This is a genomic window from Pseudonocardia sp. TMWB2A, from assembly GCF_017312135.1.
Window position 1 is genome coordinate 686,113 of record NZ_QKQY01000002.1, and the last position, 18,855, is coordinate 704,967.

At 75.8% G+C, this 18,855-nt stretch carries 21 protein-coding genes; 4 read left to right on the top strand and 17 right to left on the bottom strand.

The window, feature by feature from the left end; translation table 11 throughout:
* Positions 1 to 277: 277 nt before the first annotated feature.
* The 6 genes from DMP17_RS17575 to rsfS all read right to left on the bottom strand — a co-directional run bounded on the left by DMP17_RS17575 (position 278) and on the right by rsfS (position 5,717).
* Positions 278 to 1,495 (bottom strand): ComEA family DNA-binding protein, encoded by a 1,218-nt coding sequence (locus DMP17_RS17575; protein WP_337830102.1) that lies wholly within the window; start codon positions 1,493 to 1,495, stop codon positions 278 to 280.
* Between the two features lie 194 nt (positions 1,496 to 1,689).
* Positions 1,690 to 2,544 (bottom strand): DegV family protein, encoded by an 855-nt coding sequence (locus tag DMP17_RS17580; protein WP_226365820.1) that lies wholly within the window; start codon positions 2,542 to 2,544, stop codon positions 1,690 to 1,692.
* 9 nt (positions 2,545 to 2,553) lie between these two features.
* Positions 2,554 to 3,996: a xylulokinase gene (locus DMP17_RS17585; RefSeq protein WP_337830103.1), complete on the bottom strand. Its 1,443-nt coding sequence runs from the start codon at positions 3,994 to 3,996 to the stop codon at positions 2,554 to 2,556.
* Entirely contained in the window at positions 3,993 to 4,724 is a 732-nt protein-coding gene (gene octT / locus DMP17_RS17590) for a diglucosylglycerate octanoyltransferase (RefSeq protein ID WP_337830104.1), read from the bottom strand. The genes DMP17_RS17585 and octT overlap by 4 nt, the downstream gene beginning before the upstream one ends.
* Positions 4,717 to 5,337, bottom strand: a complete 621-nt coding sequence (locus DMP17_RS17595; protein ID WP_208825198.1) for a histidine phosphatase family protein — start codon at positions 5,335 to 5,337, stop codon at positions 4,717 to 4,719. The genes octT and DMP17_RS17595 overlap by 8 nt, the downstream gene beginning before the upstream one ends.
* A complete protein-coding gene (gene rsfS, locus DMP17_RS17600) occupies positions 5,334 to 5,717 on the bottom strand; it encodes a ribosome silencing factor (protein ID WP_226365823.1) in 384 nt (127 codons plus the stop codon). Before rsfS ends, DMP17_RS17595 begins: the two co-directional genes overlap by 4 nt.
* A gap of 126 nt (positions 5,718 to 5,843) precedes the next feature.
* Between rsfS and DMP17_RS17605 the strand changes: the two genes are divergently transcribed.
* Positions 5,844 to 6,704 (top strand): MaoC family dehydratase, encoded by an 861-nt coding sequence (locus DMP17_RS17605; protein ID WP_337830105.1) that lies wholly within the window; start codon positions 5,844 to 5,846, stop codon positions 6,702 to 6,704.
* Positions 6,705 to 6,708: 4 nt separating this feature from the next.
* Here the strand turns inward: DMP17_RS17605 and DMP17_RS17610 are convergent, their stop codons facing one another.
* The 4 genes from DMP17_RS17610 to DMP17_RS17625 all read right to left on the bottom strand — a co-directional run bounded on the left by DMP17_RS17610 (position 6,709) and on the right by DMP17_RS17625 (position 10,311).
* Positions 6,709 to 7,389, bottom strand: a complete 681-nt coding sequence (locus DMP17_RS17610) for a hypothetical protein (RefSeq protein ID WP_226355973.1) — start codon at positions 7,387 to 7,389, stop codon at positions 6,709 to 6,711.
* Between the two features lie 49 nt (positions 7,390 to 7,438).
* Complete coding sequence (locus tag DMP17_RS17615) at positions 7,439 to 7,963, bottom strand: GNAT family N-acetyltransferase (RefSeq protein WP_337830106.1); 525 nt, start codon at positions 7,961 to 7,963, stop codon at positions 7,439 to 7,441.
* Positions 7,964 to 8,055: 92 nt separating this feature from the next.
* Complete coding sequence (locus tag DMP17_RS17620; protein WP_337830107.1) at positions 8,056 to 8,712, bottom strand: Rid family hydrolase; 657 nt, start codon at positions 8,710 to 8,712, stop codon at positions 8,056 to 8,058.
* Positions 8,713 to 8,739: 27 nt separating this feature from the next.
* Complete coding sequence (locus DMP17_RS17625; protein WP_337830108.1) at positions 8,740 to 10,311, bottom strand: flavin monoamine oxidase family protein; 1,572 nt, start codon at positions 10,309 to 10,311, stop codon at positions 8,740 to 8,742.
* A gap of 160 nt (positions 10,312 to 10,471) precedes the next feature.
* On the opposite strand from DMP17_RS17625, the gene DMP17_RS17630 reads away from it, so the two are divergent.
* Positions 10,472 to 11,977: an APC family permease gene (locus tag DMP17_RS17630; protein ID WP_337830109.1), complete on the top strand. Its 1,506-nt coding sequence runs from the start codon at positions 10,472 to 10,474 to the stop codon at positions 11,975 to 11,977.
* Positions 11,974 to 12,714 carry an IclR family transcriptional regulator gene (locus DMP17_RS17635; protein WP_337830110.1) on the top strand — a complete coding sequence of 247 codons (741 nt, stop codon included), beginning with the start codon at positions 11,974 to 11,976 and terminating at the stop codon, positions 12,712 to 12,714. The genes DMP17_RS17630 and DMP17_RS17635 overlap by 4 nt, the downstream gene beginning before the upstream one ends.
* Here DMP17_RS17635 and DMP17_RS17640 read toward each other — a convergent pair.
* Positions 12,693 to 13,430, bottom strand: coding sequence for a class I SAM-dependent methyltransferase (locus tag DMP17_RS17640; protein WP_226365829.1), 738 nt, complete (start codon positions 13,428 to 13,430; stop codon positions 12,693 to 12,695). The genes DMP17_RS17635 and DMP17_RS17640 overlap by 22 nt on opposite strands.
* Positions 13,431 to 13,493: 63 nt before the next feature.
* Between DMP17_RS17640 and DMP17_RS17645 the strand changes: the two genes are divergently transcribed.
* Entirely contained in the window at positions 13,494 to 14,123 is a 630-nt protein-coding gene (locus DMP17_RS17645) for a DedA family protein (protein WP_226365830.1), read from the top strand.
* Between the two features lie 7 nt (positions 14,124 to 14,130).
* Here DMP17_RS17645 and DMP17_RS17650 read toward each other — a convergent pair whose 3' ends face one another.
* The 6 genes from DMP17_RS17650 to DMP17_RS17675 form a co-directional block, all read right to left on the bottom strand.
* Positions 14,131 to 14,682, bottom strand: a complete 552-nt coding sequence (locus DMP17_RS17650; protein ID WP_337830111.1) for a dihydrofolate reductase family protein — start codon at positions 14,680 to 14,682, stop codon at positions 14,131 to 14,133.
* Between the two features lie 76 nt (positions 14,683 to 14,758).
* Positions 14,759 to 14,956: a ferredoxin gene (locus DMP17_RS17655; protein ID WP_337830112.1), complete on the bottom strand. Its 198-nt coding sequence runs from the start codon at positions 14,954 to 14,956 to the stop codon at positions 14,759 to 14,761.
* 14 nt (positions 14,957 to 14,970) lie between these two features.
* Complete coding sequence (locus DMP17_RS17660) at positions 14,971 to 16,185, bottom strand: cytochrome P450 (RefSeq protein ID WP_337830113.1); 1,215 nt, start codon at positions 16,183 to 16,185, stop codon at positions 14,971 to 14,973.
* A 127-nt stretch (positions 16,186 to 16,312) separates the two neighbouring features.
* Positions 16,313 to 17,413, bottom strand: a complete 1,101-nt coding sequence (locus tag DMP17_RS17665) for an alpha/beta fold hydrolase (protein WP_337830114.1) — start codon at positions 17,411 to 17,413, stop codon at positions 16,313 to 16,315.
* A gap of 81 nt (positions 17,414 to 17,494) precedes the next feature.
* Complete coding sequence (locus DMP17_RS17670) at positions 17,495 to 17,719, bottom strand: hypothetical protein (RefSeq protein WP_337830115.1); 225 nt, start codon at positions 17,717 to 17,719, stop codon at positions 17,495 to 17,497.
* A 203-nt stretch (positions 17,720 to 17,922) separates the two neighbouring features.
* Positions 17,923 to 18,855, bottom strand: coding sequence for an alpha/beta hydrolase (locus DMP17_RS17675; RefSeq protein WP_226355960.1), 933 nt, complete (start codon positions 18,853 to 18,855; stop codon positions 17,923 to 17,925).

An 18,855-nucleotide genomic window follows, 5' to 3' on the forward strand; every position in this document is an offset into this window, starting at 1 on the left:
GCGCACCCGGCCGCGGCGAGCACGATCGAGGACGGTGCCGCGGCGCGGGCGCTGGCCCGGGCGCGGAGCAGCGCGACCGGCAGGGCGAGCGCCGCGAGGACGGCGGCGGTGATCCCACCCGCGGTGCCGCCGAGCAGCCCGGCGAGGACGGCGGCCCACGTGGCGAGCGCGGCGGGGACGAGACGCAGGTCGGGTGGGGCGGGACGCTCGGCCTGTTCCTCGTGCTCGTCGTCGTGCTCCCCGTGGACCGGGTCCGCCCGGCGGGCTCCGGCGCGGGTCACACCCGCACCAGTTCCTGGAGCTGGGCGAAGCGGCGCTCGCCGATGCCGTCGATCTCCCGCAGCTGCTCGACCCGGCTGAAGCGCCCGTTGGCGCTGCGCCAGTCGACGATCTTCTTCGCGGTGACCGGGCCGACGCCGGGCAGGGCGTCGAGGTCGGACGCGGTCGCGGTGTTCAGGTCGATCTTCCCGCCGGGGGCGCCGGGCGGGGCGGGCGCGGCGGCCGCGCCCGGTTCGGTGCCCGACGCGGGCTCGGAGCCCGGGGCGGGCAGGACCGGGGCGGCGTCGACGGCCGGCGGGACGCCGACCGCGATCTGCTCGCCGTCCCCGAGCCGCCGCGCCAGGTTGAGCACGCTGAGGTCGACCTCGGGCAGCGCGCCCCCTGCGGCGTCGAGGGCGTCGGCGACGCGCGACCCGTCGGGCACCCGGACGAGGCCGGGCCGGGCGACGCGCCCGACGACGCTGACGACGAGCGGCCCCGCGGTGACCGGGGCCGCCGCGACGGGTGCCGGTGCGTCCGCGCCCGCCGACCGGTCCGCCTCCCCGGCCGCCGCCTCGCCGGGCACCGCCGTCACCTCGGGGAGGCCGCCGACGGGCTGCACGGTGGGGCGGTCGAGCCACACACCCACCCCGGCGACGAGCGCACCGACGAGCACCACCGCCACCAGCGCGAGCGCACCGGGGCGGCCCGGGTCGACCCGCGCCCCGGCCAGCGACGACGGCAGCCACCGCTGGGCCCGGCGGCGCAGCCACGAGGGGCGCCCGCCGTGCGGGCCGTCGTCGCCGGGGGCCTCCTCGGGCGGGGCGGGATCGTCCCGGGCCAGCAGGGCCAGGGGATGGCCGGCGTCGGGGTCGGCGGTCCACACCGGCGTCGCGCCCTGCGGGTCGGCGGGGTCGGCGGTCCACTCCGGTGCCGCACCGTGCGAGGCGCCGGGGTCGGCGGACCACCCCCGTGCCGCACCGTGCGAGGCGCCGGAATCGGCGAGCCGGACAGGTGTCGCACCGTGCGGGGTGCCGCGTCGGGAGGTGGGCGGCATCCGACCCGGCGGAACGGCACCGCTGACATCGTGCGGCGGGGGTGGCCCGGGAGGCAGCGGCAGCGCGGGCAACGGGACCGTCGGGGGATCGAGCCGGTCCGCGACCGTGTCCGGGCGCCCGCGCGTCCCGATCCCGGCGAGCCGCCGGGCCGGGTCGAGGGAGGCGTCGGTCCTGGTCACGCAGCCGACGCTAGGGCCGCCACACCCGTTCCGACCGGCCGGTGTCCGGCCTGTGGACGGATCCGTCGATTGGGGACCGATGGCGTCCCGTGGGCCGTCACGGGGCCGGATCGTCGGCGGTCCGTGCTAGACACCGGCGGGGCCCGTCGGCTCGTGGCAGGGCGGCCGGGGCCGGCCACCCTCCGGGGAGGCGGTCAGCCCGCCGGCACCACCACGACCCCCACCAGCCCCGGTCCCGCGTGCGCCCCGATCACCGCGCCGACCTCGGAGACGTGCATCCCGGCGGCGTCGGGCAGCTGTTCGCGCAGCCGGTCGGCGATGTCCTCGGCCCGGTCCTCGGCACCGAGGTGGTGCACGGCGACGTGCGCCCCCGGACCCGCCTCGGCGACCGCGAGCGCGACGAGCCGTTCGGTCGCGCGCGAGGTCGTGCGCACCTTCTCCAGCGGCGCGATCCGGCCGTCGCGCAGGTGCAGGATCGGCTTGACCGACAGGGCCGTGCCCACCAGCGCGGACGCGGCGCCGATCCGGCCGCCACGGCGCAGCCGTTCCAGGTCCTGCACCGCGAACAGGACCCGTGCCCGTGCGGCGACGGCTCCGGCCACGGCCTCGACGTCGTCGGGGGCCTCGCCCGCCCCGGCGGCGTCGGCGGCGGCCAGCACGGCGAAGCCCAGACCCATCGCGATGGCGCCGGAGTCGACGACCCGGATCCGGTCCGGGGCGACCTCCTGTGCGGCGAGCCGGGCGGCGTCCCAGGTGCCGGACAGCTCCCGGGACAGATGCACGGCCACGACGGCGGGGGCGCCGTCGTCGAGCAGGGCGGTGAAGCGCTCGGCGAACGCGGCCGGGGTCGGGCGCGAGGTCTGCACCAGCAGGTTGCGGTCGGCGAGGGCGGTGATCAGCTCGGCGGCGGAGACGTCGACACCGTCACGGGCGGTGCGCTCGCCGAGCCGCACCTCCAGCGGGACGACGTGGATGCCCCGCCGTTCCGCGACGCCGGGCGGCAGGTGGGCGGTGGAGTCGGTGACCACGGCGACCGGCGAGGGGGGCACGGCCGGACCCTATCCACCCGGCGGGCGGAACAGCGGTGCCAGTGCCCGCTGCGCGGCGAGGTAGCGGCCGTGCGCGTCGTCGAGGCGGCCGCGGGTGCGCGGGTCGGGGGTGAACTCCCGGTCGACCCGCACCATGCGCCCGGCGAGCTCACCGACCGAGGCGGCGTCGCCGGTCGCGAGCGCGGCGAGCATCGCGGCGCCGAGCACCCCGGCGTCGCGCTCGGCGGTGCGGCGCAGCGGCCGGTCCAGCACGTCGGCCTTGATCTGGCACCAGAGGTCGCTCGCCGCACCACCGCCGCAGGCGGCGATCGTGTCGGCGCGACGTCCGGCGGCAGCCTCCAGCGGCCCCAGGACGTGCCGGGCGGCGTGCGCGACGCCCTCCAGCACGGCGCGGCCCAGCTCGGCGGACCCGGTGGCGAAGCCCGCGCCGAGCCAGTGCCCGCGCAGGTCCGGGTCCCACAGCGGGGCCCGTTCCCCGGCGAGCTGGGGCAGGAACAGGACCTGGCCCGGGTCGGCGCCGGCGGCGCGGTCCAGCAGCTCGGCCAGTGCGACGCCGAGCACCGCGGACGCCCAGGTCAGGGCGTCGCCGCCGGCCTGGGTGGGCCCGGCGTGCACGTGCAGCCCGCGCCAAGGCGGGAACGTGACGATGCCCGGGGCGCCGCCGCCGGGCGTCGCGGCGAGGGCCAGGACCTCCGAGGTGCCCGCGATGTCGATCGCGTCGCCGGGGGCGGCGATCCCGCCGCCGAGCAGCGCCGCCCAGGCGTCCATCGTCCCGACGGCGACGGGCAGCCCGGCCGGGAGCCCGCCCGCGCCGGTGGTCTCCCCCGCGACCGACGCCGGGTCGGTCAGGGGCGCCGGCATCGCGCGCAGCCCGGGGACGAGCAGGTCGAGCCAGTCCGGGTACCGGCCGTCGGGGTCGAGGAGCCCGGTCGAGGACAGCGGGTCGGCCACGGCGGTGCCGGTGAGCCGCTCGAGCAGCCAGTCCTTGGGGGCGAGCAGCCTCCGTGCGCGGGCCCACGCGTCGGGCCGGTGCGCGGCGAGCCAGGCGGCACGGGCGGCCGCGTGCGAGGCGTCGACGGTGCCCAGCCCGCCCCGGACCCGGGCCCGGTCGGCGGGGGCGAGCCGCTCGGTCAGTGTCGCCGCGACCGGGCCGCACCGGCCGTCCTGCCAGGTGATCGCCGGGTGCACGGGGGCACCGTCGTCGTCGACGAACAGATGGGTGTTGACCTGGGCGCACACCCCGACCGCCGTCACCCCGGCCAGTGCCGGGCCGAGTGCGCCGACCACCTCGGTGAGCCCGGACCACCAGTCGTGCGGGTCCTGCTCGGCGTGCCCGGGTGCGGGCCGCGCGGTGGGGTGGGCGGCACGGGCCGCGGCGACCCGGACGCCGTCGCCGGTGAACACCGCCGCCTTGACCGAGGTGGTGCCGAGGTCGATGCCGAGCAGGGTCACGGCCGGTCCCCCACGGCCGCGAGGAGCCCGGCCAGCGCCTCCCCGACGGCGGCGTGGCCCGCCCAGCCCCAGTGCAGCCCGTCGGGGTTGCCGTACCCACCGAGGACGTGCTCGCCGACCAGGGCGGGCACGTCGAGCACCGTCACGGCCGGGGCGCCGGCCGCCCAGCGGCGGATCGCGGCGTCGGTGGCGGCACGGTGCGGGTGGGCCAGGCCGTAGTCGGCGGCACGGTGCACCGACGGTGCCAGCGCCACCACCGGCAGCCCGGGGCGCAGGGCGTGCACACCGGCCCGGCAGCGTTCCAGGTAGGCGACGGTGAGGCGGGGCGGCAGGGTCGCCGGTCCCCCGCCGGGCAGCCGCGCCAGCGCCGGGGCGAGCCGCGGCTGGGCGCGCCGGTAGGCGCTGCGGGCCGCGTGGCGCAGCGGGGCGGGCCGCAGGACGGGGATCAGCTCGCGCAGTGCGGTCGGCAGCGGGGACGGCAGCGAGTCCATCCCGGACACCCCGAGCACGACCGCGCCGACCCGCGGCAGCGCCGCCCACACCCGCGGGTCCCCGGTGATCGCCGACCAGGCGTGCCGGGCCGTCCACCCGGCGCGCGCGACGATCTCGGCGCGGCCGCCGAGGCGGGCGGCGGCGATGTTGGGCCACAGCCTCGGCTCGTCGGCCGGGCAGGGCCGCTCGGGTCCGTGGAAGGCCAGCGAGTCCCCGACGACCAGCAGGTCAGGCACCGATGTTGTACCCCGACAGGCGCCAGCGGGGGTGGTCGTCACGGCGGGCGACGACGGCCCACCGGGTGTTGCCCAGCCCGCCGATCACCGGCCAGGACGACTGCGGCAGGTCGAGCAGCCCGCACACCATCCCGGCGATCATGCCGCCGTGCGCGACGAGCAGCACGGAGCGCTCCTCCGGGTCGGAGGCGTACTCGAGGTCCAGCTCCTCGACGACCGGCAGCGACCGGACGACGACGTCGACCCGGGACTCCCCGCCGGGCGGGGTGAACCGCGGGTCGGACCGCCACTCGGCGATCGCGCCCGGGTCGTCGGCACCGATCTCGGCGATGGTGCGTCCCTGCCAGTCCCCGAGGTGGGTCTCCCGCAGCCGCTTGTCCACCGACAGCGGCAGCCCGACGGCCTCGGCCACCGCGGTCGCGGTGTCGTGGGCGCGGGTCAGGTCCGAGGTGATGATCCGGTCGAACCGCTCCTGCGCGAGCCGCGGCGCGACGGCCGCGGCCTGCGCGCGACCGGCGTCGGTCAGCCGGGTGTCCAGGTGCCCCTGCATCCGGCCGACGGAGTTGTACTCGGTCTGCCCGTGCCGCAGCAGGGTGACCCGGCGCAGCGTCATGCAGTGCCGTCCGGGTCGCCCTGGGGGTCGGGCACCTCGATCGCCGGGCAGTCCTTCCAGAGCCGGTCCAGGCCGTAGAAGCCGCGCTGCTCGGTGTGCATGACGTGCACGACGATGTCGTTGAAGTCCAGCAGCACCCAGCCGTTGTCGTTGTCGCCCTCGCGGCGGGTCGGCTTGCTGCCGCGCTCGCGCAGCTTCTCCTCGACCTCGTCGACGATGGCCTGGACCTGACGCTCGTTGGCCGCCGACGCCAGCACGAAGCAGTCGGTCAGCGCCAGCTGGTCGGACACGTCGAGCGCGACGATGTCGACGGCCTTCTTGTCGGCCGCGGCGGCCGCGGCCACCTTCGCCAGCTCGACCGCCTCCGGTGATGCCGTCACCACACTCTTCCCTTCACGACCACGATTGACCTCGACAGTGTGTCAGCCGGGCACCGGGGGCTTGGGCGGCGGGCACCGGGCGGGATAGGTTTCCGCCTCACGGTGGAACGTCGAAGGAGACTCCCCATGCCCCTGGCGCCCGATCTCGAGGGCACACAGTGCGAACCGGTCAGCTTCGCGTGGGCACGGGACGACGTGCTCCTCTACGCGGTCGCCGTCGGCGCGGGGGGTGAGGACCCCACCGCCGAGCTGTCGCTGACCACGGAGAACACCGCGGGCGTGCGGACGGCGGTGCTGCCGTCGTTCGCGGAGATCGTCACCGCGGGCGCGAAGGTCGACCTCGGTGACGTGGACGCCTCGCGCGTCGTGCACGCCGAGCAGGCGTTCCGGGTGGTCGGCCCGCTGCCGGTGGAGGGGAGGGTCCGGGTGACCGCGACGGTCACCGAGGTGCTCGACAAGGGGTCCGGGGCGCTGGTGCGCACCGAGGCCGAGGCCGTCGACGCGAGCACCGGGGAACCGGTTCTGACCAGCACGAAGACGTTGTTCCTCGGCGGCGAGGGCGGCTTCGGCGGCACCCGCGGTGACAGCGCGCCGAGCCCCGTCCCCGACCGCGCGCCCGACCACGAGGTGACCTACCGGACCACGCCCGGCCAGGCCCTGCTCTACCGGCTGACCGGGGACCGCAACCCGCTGCACAGCGATCCGGAGTTCGCCGCGAAGGGCGGTTTCGACCGGCCGATCCTGCACGGCATGTGCACCTACGGGTTCACCACGCGTGCGCTGGTCGCGACCGTCTGCGACGGCGACGCCCGCCGCCTCGTCGCGATGGACGCCCGGTTCACCCGGCCGGTCGTGCCCGGCCAGTCCCTGACCGTCTCGGTGTGGGACACCGGTGACGGCACGGTCGCGTTCCGGACCGCCGTCGACGGCGAGGTGGTGCTGGACCGCGGCACCGCGGAGGTCACGGCGGCGGCCCCGTCCGCCTGAGCGCTCAGGACGCCGCCGCGGTGACCCGCGGCGGCGCCGGGTCCCCCGGGTAGTCCTGACCTCCCCGATAGGCGAGGGCGGACAGCGCGTCGAGCGCCGCGAGCTGCGGGTAGGTCCGGTCCGGGTCGCCCCGGTGCGGCCACCGGTGGTCCAGGTGGCGGAAGGTCACCGCGCGGTGCCGCGTGGTGGCCAGGAACCGCGGGTTGTCCCGCACGAAGCGGGCGTAGGCGTGCCGGAGCGCGGGGTGGCGGCCCAGCTCGGTGCGGACGAACCGGTCGACGTCGGCGCCGATCTCGTGGACGTACTCCCCGCAGGGGGCGACCACGAACGGCACCACCCACGCCTCGTGCACGCAGAGCAGGTCGCGCACGGCGCGCTGGCGGTGCCCGGCGTTCTCGCTGCGCGACATCCACGCAGCGACGACGGCGCGGCGGCGCGGGCCCATCCGGGCGAGCACCGCCGACGACGGCCAGGGGAACGACACCCGGAACGGGATGTGGACCGGGTCGCCGTCGACGTGCACGTCGTGGTCGGCGACGCCGCCGCCGGAGTCCTGCACGAGCTGCGCCGACACCGCGCCCCACGGGGCGAGGGTGTGCATCGCGGCGTGGGCGTCCCGGCGGACGGGCTGCGGCACCGCGCGGAGCAGCAGACCGGCCACCGTCGGGGTGGGGACCTCGATCACGAGGATCACCGTAGCCCGATCGGCGCAGCGCAGCGTGACCGATGGTCGACTATTGCGCTGCGTCGTCACTCTTTCGGCGCTGCGTGATCGGCAGCCGGTAGAGCGCGGCGACCGGCTCGCGGCCGTCCGGGAACCGCCACCCGGCGGGCGCGGTCCCGGTGCGGACCCAGCCGGCCGCCCGGTAGAGGCGTTCGGCCGGGACGGACTCGACGACGTCGAGCACCCCGTCGCGGCCGCGGGCCGCGAGCTCGGCGGCGACGCCCGCCAGCAGGGCGCGGGCGTGCCCGGCACGACGGACCGCCGGGTCGACGAACACCCGGGTCAGCCGCAGCGCACCGGGGTCGCCCGCGTCGTCGGCATCCTCGGCGACGAGCGCGGCGTGCCCGGTGACCCGCTCCCCCACCGTGACGACCAGCGCGGTGACCAGCCCCGACGGGGACAGGAACGCCGCCGGGTCGGCCGGCCAGGTCGACGGGTAACGGTCGGTGGCGTGCACCGCGCGCAGCACCGCGACGCAGCCCGGCAGGTCGTCGTCGGTGCGGGGGCGCGGACCCGGCGGCACGACGGCGCTCACGACCCGACCGTACCGCCGCACCCCGGTGCCACGACCGGATCGGCGCCACCGCCGGAGCCGGCCGGACCGGCGGGCCCGCGCGGGGGCGCAGGTCAGCGCGGGGTCACCCCGGCCGGGTAGACCGCGTCGACCTCCACCTCGACCAGCCAGCCGGGGACCGGCAGGCTCGCCACCTCCAGCGCGAACCGGCTGGGCCGGGCGGGGTTGCGGACCAGCGGTGCGGCGGGCGCGGCCGTCCCGGTCGGGACCAGCACCGTCTCCCCCGTGGTCAGGTCGGTGTTGGCGAAGTACTGGCGGTAGGCCCGGTTCCAGCCGGCGTAGTCCGCCCGGGTCGTGCCCGGAGCGTTGTCGAGGAACACCCGCATCGAGGTGACGTCGTCCAGGCGCAGGCCCCGGGCCTCCAGGTTCTCCTTGATCCGGGCGAGCGCGTTCATGCCCTGGGCCTCGGTGAGCGAGACGCCCGCGGGGAGCGTGCCGCCGGGGAACTGCCCCGCGTCGATGTAGGACTGCGGGGTGCCGTCCGCGGCCGCGGGGTTCGCCGCGGACGGGCCGAGACCGCTGGACTTGTACAGCGACGCCCCGCTCACCACGCTCACCCCCTCGGCGATCATCGGGTCGGCCTCGCCCGCCTCCAGCACGGGCAGGGCGGACGGTCCGGGCCCGGCGGGGTCGGGCGCGCCGCCGGCGCAGCCGGTGACCAGCGCGGCGGTGACGGACAGGGCGATCAGGACGGGGACGGGACGTCGCATCGTGTCTCCTCGGGGAACGGGGTGGGGTCAGGCGCCGCCGGCGACCCGGGCGTGCAACGCCGAGACCGTCGACCGGGCGGAGGTGAACGCGCCGTGCTGCCAGGCGATGGCGTGCGAGAGGTGGTCCCCGGCGAACCAGATGCGCCCGGCGGGCTGGGTGAGCAGCCGGTACTCCGGGCTCGTGGCCTCCCAGCTCGCCCAGGCCGACTCCGACCAGCGGGTCACCGCCCACGACCCGGAGAACGACGACGCGATGTCGGAGCGGTACTTCTCGCCGTGGATCGCGGCGCCCTCGTCGAGGGCCTTCGCGAGCCGCTGGCGGTGGGTCAGGGATTCGAAGGCCCGCTGCCGCGCCCCGGAGCTGTAGTAGCCGACGACCACGCCCCGGTCGGCGTGGAAGTGGTCGTAGGGGAACATGATCTGGGCGATGTCGCGGTCGGTGTTGCTGGCGCCGCCGTAGATCCGCTCGTCGGTCTCCCACCAGCGGCGGGTGTACTCGATCCCGAGCTTCCCCGACGAGCTGGGCTTCGCCGCACGCTGCGCGGCCAGCACGGCGGCGGGCAGGTTGGTGTCGAGCCGGGTCACCAGGTGCGGCGGCAGCGTGCAGACGACCTCGTCGGCCGTCAGCCGCTCGACCGGCCCGCCCGCGACCGGCACGACGTCGACGGTCACCCCGTCCGGGGTGTTGTGCAGCCCGGTGACGGCCGTGCCGTAGCGGATCCGGTCGGCGCCGATCCGCTCGGCGAGCGCGTGGTGGATCCGGTCCATCCCACCGACCGGGGTGAACATCATCGTGGCCTGGTCGTACTCGTAGTCGAAGGCGAAGTTCCGGCCCAGGCCGCTGCGGATCACCGACGACATCGGGTACGGCACGGTGGGGGTCCCGGCGTCGGTCCCGCCGCCGGGCTCGCGGGCGTAGCCCCGGCGCGGGGAGCCGAGGTAGCGGCCGTCGGAGGACAGGTCGCCCAGCGAGACGAGGAACTCCGAGAGCGCCTCCTTGTCCGCGGCGGTCAGGACGTCGTCGAGCGCGCCGCGCGTGGTCGCCTTGTGGAGGAGCTCGGAGACGTAGCCGAAGGTGTCGGCCTTCGCCGCCCGGTAGGTGACCGAGGTGCCGGACAGCGCCCCCGCGTCGGTGTAGTTGACGACGGTGTTGGCGTTCTGGTTGCCGAACGGCTGGATCTCCACGCCGAGCTCGCGGCAGTAGTCCAGGGTGACGTGGCTCTGCGGGATCCGGGTCGCGCCCAGGTTGAAGAAGTGGCCCGGCGCGAAGGTGCAGCGTTGCGTCTCGCCGTGCAGGTCGGTCTCCTCGGTGCCCGCGCGCACCGACCAGACCCGCCCGCCGGGACGGGTGCGGGCCTCGACGACGGACACGTCGTAGCCGACCTTGCCCAGTTCGTGGGCGGCGGCGAGCCCGGCCGGGCCGGCGCCGAGCACGAGCACGCGGCGGCCCGCGGCACGGGCGTCGCGGGCCGGTGGGGTCCAGGCCGGGTCGTCCCCGGCACGCGGGGCGAGCCCGATGCTCGCCATGGCCTCGTACGCGGCGCCGGCCCCACCGGCCAGCCCCAGCGCCCTGATGAACGTTCTGCGGGTCACGGTCACGGCGGAGATGTTCGGAACCGGCGGCGACGGTCGCGGGTCGTCCGCGCTGCGTTCGCGGCAACCGGACCGGGAAGGCGGGTCGCGCGCTCCCATCGCGGGTTCGACGTCCGACGCGTGGACGCAACACCCGGGCAACAGCCCGGCCCTAGCGTCCCGCTCCGTGTCCGACCTCGACAGGGCCATCGCGCGGTCCTTCTCCCCCGGCCGGGCACCGCTGCGGGCGGAGTCGCCGATGGCGCCGCTCGGACGGCGCCGGATGGGTGGGACCGAGCTGGTCGCGCAGTCCGTGGCGACGACCGCGCCGGCGGCGTCGATGGCGATGCTCCCCCTGGTGGTGGGCCGGCTCGCCGATCCGCTGGCGGGGCTGCTCGTCATCGTCGGCGCGACGGTGGCGGTGACCCTGGTGGCGGTCTGCCTCGGCCAGTTCACCCGTCGTCAGGCCGCCGCGGGCGGTGTCTACAGCTTCGTCTTCCAGGGCCTCGGCGCGCGGGCCTCGCTCACCGCCGCCGTCGTGATCGGGTGCAAGTACCTGGGCAGCGCAGCGATCACCCTCTACGCGGGCGGCCGGGCCCTGACCGCGCTGGCCGGGGCGGCCGGGCTCGACGTGAGCGGGGCCGGTGCGCAGGTGCTGCTGCACCTGGTGGTGGCGGCGGGGATCGCGACGGTGCTGGTGCGCGGGCCGCGGGTCGCCGCCCTCACCCTGCTCGGGGTGGAGGCCGGCTCGCTGCTGCTCGTCGTCGCGGTGCTGCTGGTCCCGGCCCCGGACCCCGCCGCGCCGGTCCCGGCCGGACCGGTGCCGGACCTGCTGGCCGTCGCCCTGACGGCGATGTTCATGCTCGCGGGCTTCGAGTCGGCGACCTTCTTCGGCCCGGAGGCGCGACGACCGCTGGTCACGGTGACCCGGGTGGTGCTGTGGACGCCGCTGCTGTGCGGGGCGCTGCTGTCGTTCGCGGCCTGGGCCGGCTGGACCGGCCGGGCCGCGACCCTGGTCCGGATCCTGACCGACCCCGGGTCGGCGGGGGTCCCGACCGCGCTGGTGGTGGCCCTGCACGCCGGTCTGGCCTGCTCCTACCTGGCCTCGGCGGCAGCCTCGGCGCACGCGGCGTCGCGGGTCGCGTTCTCCCTCGGGGTGGAGCGGCTGCTGCCACGAGTCCTCGCGACGGTGCACCCGCGGTGGCGCACCCCGCACCGGGCCGTCGTCGGGATCGTGGCCGTGGTGCTCGCCGGCGGGCTGCTCGCCGACCTGGCCCCGTCCGGGACCGACGCGGTGCGCCACCTGGTGCGGGCGCTGGTCACCGTCGCCTACGTGCTGGTCGCGGTCGCCTCCGTCGCGTTCCTGCTGCGCATCCGGGAGCACACCCGCCCGGCGCTGGTGACCGGCGCCGCGGTCGGGGTCCTCGGCACGCTGCTCCTGGTGCTGCGGCTGCCCGGCCTGCTCGGCGCCGTCGACGGGACCGGCGCCGCGGTGGCCCTGGTGGCGTGCTGCGCGGCGGGGCCGGTGTGGTGGTGGTTCCTGCGCCGTCGCCCGGACCGGCTCGCCCGGATCGGGGCGTTCGACCAGCCCGGCAGCGACGACGTCCTGCCCGGCGCGGGCGACTTCGTCCCGGACGCCTCGGGCACGCCGAGACTGGTCCGGCGGGACCGGCGGGCCGGGGACCCGCCGTGAGCGAGCCGGGTGCCGCGAGCCGGGCCCTGGAGCTGCTGGAGGCGGTGGCGCGGATCGGGCCGGGTGCGACGGCGCGGGAGCTGTCCCGCACGACGGGGATCCCGGCGGCGACGGCGTACCGGCTGCTCAACGTGCTCGTCGCCGACGGCTACCTGGTCCGGATCAGCGACCTGTCCGGTTTCGCGCTGGGGCGCCGCACCCGCGAGCTCGCCGGTGCCGCACAGGGTCAGCCGCAGCTGGCCGAGGTCGTCGCCGGGATCCGCGGCCGGGTCCGGTTCGGGCTGTTCGTCGCCGACTGGCCCGCGGGCGCGCTGCGGCTGGTCGACCGGGACCCCGACCACGAGCTGCCCGGGGAGCGGACGCTGCTCGCCCATCCGCACGCCTCGGCGATGGGCAAGATCATGCTCGCCGCGCACCCCGAGCTCGTCCCCGACCGGCCGCGGACCCTCACCCGGCACACCCTGACCGCCGCGCCCGTGCTGGCCGAGGAGCTGCGGACGGTGGCGCGCGCGGGCGTCGCCACCGAGGTCGACGAGCTGCGCTCCGGCCGCTCCTCGGTCGCGGTCGCGGTGCGCGACGCCGAGGGTCGCGTCGTCGGCTGCCTGGCCGCCCTCGGCCCGACCGGGCGGCTGCCGGTCACCGATCCGGACCTGACCGCGCTGCTGAGCGCGGGGGCCGACCGGATCGGCCGGCTCACGGGCGCACGGGAGCCGGGTCAGCGCGGACGCAGGACGTAGCCGGTGTAGCCGTACTCGGCGCCGAACCGCTCCCGCACGGCGATCTCGCCGCCCACCTCGTCCAGCGCCACCGGGTCGACGCCGTCCTCCCGCAGGGTCGCGATCCGGCAGGCCAGCGGCCGGTAGTAGGCGTCCCAGTCGGAGTCGGGGAGCAGGTAGACCGCCTGCACCGTGTACCCGGCGCGCTGCGCGGCGGCGACGTTCTCCGCGGTCGTCCGCATCCCCGGGTAGCCCGTGTCCCAGAACTCCCGCGCGCCGGGTGACGGCTCGGTGGTCGTCCACTCGGCCTCGGTGAGGACCAGCACACCGCCCGGGGCCAGCAGCCGCCGCCAGCCGGCCAGCGCGGCGTCGAACCCCATGACGTAGGCCGCACCCTCGGACCAGACGAGGTCGGCCTCGCCGTCGGGCAGCGGGAGGTCGTCCATCGCCGCGACGAGCGGACGCACCCGCTCCCCCAGCCCGGACGTCGCGGCGCGGGTCCGCAGCCGCTGGAGGAAGGGTTCGTGCAGGTCGACGGCGACGACCTCACCACCGGTCGCGGCGGCCAGCGGGAGCGTCGAGGGGCCCGTCCCGCAGCCGATGTCGACGATCCGCGGCCGCTCGGGCAGGTCGCCGGCCAGACGCAGCAGCAGCGCCGTCGTCTCCTCCGATCCCGGCGCCTCACGGGGCAGGTCGTCGTGGGCGGCCAGGAAGACCTGCTCCAGCGGTGTGCTCACGTCCGCGGATGATGCCCGCACCGGGCCGTCACCGCAGCACCGATACCTGTGCATGATGGGGTGGTGCACGTCGACATGCTCCTGATGGCGATCCCCCCGCTCGCGATCTACTTCCTGTGCGCGGGCGTCGTCGGGGTGGAGAGCATCGGGGTCCCGCTGCCCGGTGAGATCGTGCTGGTCGGCGCGGCGCTGCTGGCCGCGCGGCCCGGGTCCCACATCGACCCGGTCGCCGTCGCGGCGTCGGCGACGGCGGGCGCGATCATCGGTGACTCGATCGGCTACTCGGTCGGGCGCCGCTACGGCACCGGCCTGCTCGAACGGCTCGGGCGCCGCTTCCCCAAGCACCTGGGGCCCGCCCATCTCACCGTCGCCCGGCGGATCTTCGACCGGCACGGGGTGTGGGCGGTGCTGTTCGGTCGCTTCGTGGCGATCCTGCGGATCCTGGCCGGGCCGCTGGCCGGGACGATGCGGATGCGCTACCCCGCGTTCCTCGCGGCGAACGCCACCGGTGCGGTGCTGTGGGCGGGCGGCACGGTCGCCCTGATCTACCTGCTCGGCATCGTCGCCGAGACCTGGCTGAAGCGGTTCTCCTGGATCGGGCTGATCGTCGCCGTCGTCGGCGGACTGCTGGTGTCGCGCTACGTGCGGCACCGGGTGGAGCGGGCCGCCGCGCGGGAGGAGACGGCGACCTGAGCGCCGGTCAGCGCGCCGCGTGCGCGGTGTAGACGACCCCGCCGGAGAACGACCGGGCGTCGAGGAGCCGTAGTCCCTCGAAGGACGCACCGTCGGGGAACAGGCGCCGGCCGGCGCCCTGCACGACCGGGTGGTGGAAGAGCCGGAACTCGTCGACGAGCCCGGCGGCGATGAGCGTGTGGCAGAGCGTGATGCTGCCGGTCAGCACGATGTCGGTGCCCGGCTGCTCCTTGAGCGCCGCCACCTCGGCGACCGGGTCCCCGGACAGGATCGTCGAGTTCCGCCACTCCGGGTCGGTCAGCGTGGACGACACCACGTACTTGTCGACGTGGTTCAGGTAGTCGGTGATGCCGGTGGCGTCGTCGGTCTGCGCGGGCCAGAAGCCGCGGAAGTCGCAGAACGTGCGACGGCCGAGCAGGGTCGCGTCGGACGCGGCGTCCTGGCGGTGCAGCTCGGCGAGCACGTCGTCCTGGCCCTCGGCGTTCGGGTCGAACCAGTCGCCGAGGAACTCGACGGCGCCGTCGAGGGTGATGTTCTGGGTGATCGCGAGGGTGCGCACGGGAGGTGCCTCCACGGTCGTCGGTGCGTCGTACACCAGGGTCGACCGCGGAGGCGTCCCGGACTCATCGCTCCGCTCAGTCGTCGACGACGGTGATCGCCGACGCCGGACAGCCCCGCGCCGCGTTGCGCACGGCCTGCTCCTGGCCGTCCGGCGGGGTGTCGGTGAGCAGCTCGACGATGGCGTCGGAGTCACGCTGGTCGAACACGTCCGGGGCGGTGAGCAGGCACTGCCCCGAGCCGACGCACGCGTGCTGGTCGACCTCGACCTTCATCGCGGTCCCCTCCCTCACCAGCGGACCGGCAGGCTGCGGACGCCGCCGGTGATGTGGTCGGTGCGCACGTCGAGCTCGTCCATGCCGACGGCGAGGTCCAGCTCCGGCAGCCGACGGGCGAGCGTCGCGAAGACCGCACGCAGCTCGGTGCGGGCCAGGCTCGCGCCGATGCAGAAGTGCGGCCCGTGGCCGAAGCCGACGTGTCCGCGCTCGGTGCGGTCGGGGTCGAAGGTCTCCGCGTGGTCGAAGACGTCGACGTCGCGGTTGGCGGCGTTGACCGAGAGGATCACCGCGTCGCCGCGCGCGATGGTGACCCCGGCGATCTCCACGTCCTCGTGGGCGTAGCGCAGCAGCCCCAGGTCGCCGGGCGCGCCGAGGCGCATGACCTCCTCGATGACGGCGTCGATCCGGCCGTCCGGGTCCGCGGCGAGCTTGTCCCACTCGGCGCGGTTGGTCATCAGGAACAGGATGCCGAGCCCGATCCGGTTCACGGTGGTCTCGTGGCCGGCGAACAGCAGCCCGACGCAGAGCCGGACCATCTCCGGGTAGCCGAACCCGGGGTCCTCGGCCTGGGCCTGCACGAGGTCGGTGATGACGTCCTCGCCCGGCTCGGAGCGCTTGACCTCGGCGAGCCCGGCCATGTAGCGGCCGAACTCCTCGCGGGCGACGTGGGCGTCCTCGCCGGAGAAGGTCGCCATGCGGTCGGAGAGGGCGCGGAAGTACTCGCCGTCGGACTCGGGGACGCCGAGCAGCGAGCAGATGACCGCCACGGGCAGCGGGAAGGCGAGGTGCGTGTGCAGGTCCACGGTGGCGCCCGGGCCCGCGGCGTCGTGCTCGGCGACCATCGCGTCGACGTAGCCGTCGACGAGCTCCTGCACGTGCCCGGACAGCGTCCGCATCCGCTTGGCGGAGAAGGCCGGGGTGAGCAGCCGGCGCATCCGGCCGTGCTCCTCCGCCTCGTTCTCGTAGGTGCCCGACGGCCCGTCCTGGACGGCGGCGGTGCTGATCCTCGACGCCTTCTCCGGCTCCGGGTGCGACCGGCCGAACCGCTTGTCCCCGAGCAGCTCGCGGACCTCGGCGAACCGGGTCACCAGCCAGGCCGGGTCCCCGGCCGGTGTGGTCACCGGCGCGATCGGCGCCTCGCGGCGCAGGACCTCGTAGAACGGCGCGAGGTCGAGCAGGTTCGGTCGGGTGAACGGCAGGCGGGGACGCTCGGTGGCGAGGGTCATCGACACTCCTGGGGGTCGTGGTGGTGATCCCCAGCCTACGATTTGTTGGCAGTATCTGCCACGAATGTGTCCGGAGTGCGCCGGACCGTCCCCGAACGGGCGGGTCGGGGACGGTCCGGGCCCGCGGTCACGCCGGGCTGTCGAGCAGCTCCTGCAGGTACTGGTCGATCTGCGGCATGTAGGTGGGCGCGACGCCGAACAGGGCGAGGTGCCCGAGCAGGTCGTCGACGACGCGGATCGTCGCGTGCGGGGTCAGCTCCAGCTCGGCCTCGTGGTCACGGACCGGGAAGAACATGTCCTCGTTGATCGGGATGACCCGGGCGACGGACTCGTTGCGCCCGAGCGCCTCGGCGAGGTCGCCACCGGTGGTGCGGGCGACGTCGCCGCGCTGCCACTTCCACGCCATGCAGAGCAGGTCGTTGGGGTCCATCGCGGTGAAGTACGGCTCCAGGAAGCCGGCCATGAACGCCTCGCGGGACTCGAACTCCAGCGCCCGCCACACCTCCTGCTTCCAGAACTCGGTGGAGAACCCCATCACCGCCCAGATGCCGGCGTGCCGCTTCAACCCGGCCTCGACCTCGGTGTTGCTGCGGTAGTTCCCGCCGGCGAAGCCGGGGTCGGAGGTGATCGCCTCGACCAGGGCCTGGGTGTAGAGGAAGTCGTGCGGGGTGTTCTGCGCGGTCCCGGCGATCGGCGCGGCGCGGCGCACCTTGTCCGGGAACCGGACCATCCACTCGTAGGTCTGCTGGGCGCCCATCGACCCCCCGACGACGAGCGCGAGCCGGTCGATCCCGTAGTGCTCGCGCAGGAGCTGCTCCTGGGCGCGGACGTCGTCGCCGATGCGGACGTGCGGGAAGTTCGACATCGCGATGCCCGCGTTGGCGCCCGAGGCGTTGTGCGGGCTGGTCGACAGACCGTTGCCGATCTGGTTGACGACGACGATGAAGTACCGCTCCGGGTTCAGCGCGTGGTCCGGGCCGATGTAGACGTCGCGGAAGATCTGGTGGGTGCCCGAGTACCAGGTCGTCACGAGGATCGCGTTGTCCTTCGCCGCGTTCAGCGTGCCGAAGGTGGCCACCGCGAGCTGCAGGTCGGGGATCACCCCGCCCTCCTCCAGCGCGAACTCCCCCAGGCTGATCAGGTCGTAGTCGCCGTGGAACTCGTGGGTGTAGTAGGGATTCTCGATCGCCGTCGGCTGCGCTGTCGTCCCGGTCGTCACTGCTGTCACGCTCCTGCTCCGTCGAAGACGCGGACCGGGGCGACTCTTCTCCCTTGTGACGCGCGGCACAAGATCCCGACCGGGCCGCGCTCAGCTCCAGGCGACGACGAGCACCAGCATCGTCACGACGATGCCGAGTCCCAGCACCATCATCAGCAGCCAGGCCGCGGCGTTCGGTGGCGCCGCGGCGGGCGCCGGGTCGGTGCTGCGGCGCAGCTCGGCGAGCTGGGCGGGGTCGAGGATGGGCATGGTCAGGTCGTCGGAGTTCATATGGTGGTAACGCGCGGAGCCGGGCCCCAGGCACTGCGTTCCCATCTCTCGTGTGCCGCAAGAAGATCGATGTCGCGGACGGTGGTCCGCGTCCGCCCACCGGGCTCACTTTCCGTAGACCGGGAACACGCGTTGCATGACGCACCGTGATCGGCGGCGTCGCGGCGTCGCACCTCGCAGACGTTTGCCCGACCTCGCAGCCCCCGCAGCGGCTGCGAGGTCGGGGCACGGTGTGCGAGGTCGGGTCGTCACAGCCCGGTCGACGGGGACGCGCCGTCGATCCGGGCGGACAGCCAGTCCCGCGCGTACCGCAGCGCGGTGGCGGCGACCGGGGTGTCGTGCCCGGCGAAGCCGTGCGGGACGTCCGGGTGGACGCGCAGGTCGACCTCGACCCCGGCCGTCGCGAGCCGGGCGGCCATCGCGAGGTTGTCCTCCAGCAGCACGTCGTCGGTGCCGACCGTCATCAGCAGCGGCGGCAGGTCGGTGAGGTCGGCGAACACCGGGGACAGGTCCGGGACGGTCCGGTCGGCGACGTGGCCGGCGTAGGCGCGCAGGAAGTACTCGTCGGCGATGCGGCGACCGGCCGGGGTCCGGGCACTCAGGTCGTAGGTGCCGTACCGCAGGTCGGCCCCGGCGACGCGGTCGGCCAGGCCGCGGTCGCGCAGCCGCAGCAGCGTCGTCACGGCCAGGGTGGCCCCGGCGGAGACGCCCGTGAACGCGATCCGGTCGGTGCCGAACAGCTCCGGCGCCCGGTCGAGCAGCCACAGCGCCGCGGTCGCGCAGTCGTCGGGGGCGGCGGGCCAGGGGTGCTCCGGGGCGAGCCGGTGGTCGACGGCGACGACCGCGACGCCGAGCGCGTCGGACAGCGCCCGGTTCCCGACGTCGTCCCGCGCGGCCGAGCCCAGGTAGAAGCCACCGCCGTGGATCTGCAGCAGCACCCCGCGCGCCGCGCCCGGCGGGCGGCAGATCCGCACCGGCACCCGACGGCCGTCGGCGACGGCGGTGTCCCCCACCGCGGGCGGCACCGCGGGCGGCGGCGGGGCGACCGCGGCCCGGACCGCGCGCAGCTCGTCGGCGTCCGCGGGACCGCGGCCCGCCGGACGGGAACGGTAGAACGCCCGGGTCCGCTCGGCGTCGGCCGGCGGGACCGGGACGGTCAGTGCGTCGAGGGCGACACGCAC